General features: G+C 43.4%; 2 tRNA genes. Both read right to left on the bottom strand.

The features are described from left to right. Nucleotides 1-232: 232 nt before the first annotated feature. Nucleotides 233-305 (bottom strand) — tRNA-Ala (locus ABWU86_RS05900). Nucleotides 306-341: 36 nt separating this feature from the next. Next, a tRNA-Ile gene (locus ABWU86_RS05895) sits at nucleotides 342-416 on the bottom strand. Nucleotides 417-419 lie beyond the last annotated feature (3 nt).

Below are 419 nucleotides of genomic sequence, written 5' to 3'. Positions count from 1 at the left end.
CCGTCCTTCATCGGCTCCTAGTGCCAAGGCATCCACCATGCGCCCTTCATAACTTAACCTATTTCATCACTACGTGATGTTTGGTTAGTTGAGTATTTACGAATAAACTAATATTTTAAAACTCAAAATAACGCGGTGTTCTCGGTTGAAATTGTATTATTATACAAATTCAATATAGAAATTAAATAATATCTAGTTTTCAAAGAACCAAGTAATGACACTTGCGTGTCAATGGAGAATAGCGGGATCGAACCGCTGACCTCCTGCTTGCAAAGCAGGTGCTCTCCCAGCTGAGCTAATTCCCCATATAAATATGGTTGTTGTGACCCCTACGAGGTCGATGGGCCTAGGGGGACTCGAACCTCCGACCTCACGCTTATCAGGCGTGCGCTCTAAACCAACTGAGCTATAGGCCCATA

The sequence above is a fragment of the Apilactobacillus pseudapinorum genome (assembly GCF_040369555.1).
Taxonomy (GTDB): domain Bacteria; phylum Bacillota; class Bacilli; order Lactobacillales; family Lactobacillaceae; genus Apilactobacillus.
The sequence above is the reverse complement of the archived record's forward strand: the minus strand, read 5'-3'. Positions and strand labels throughout refer to the sequence as shown.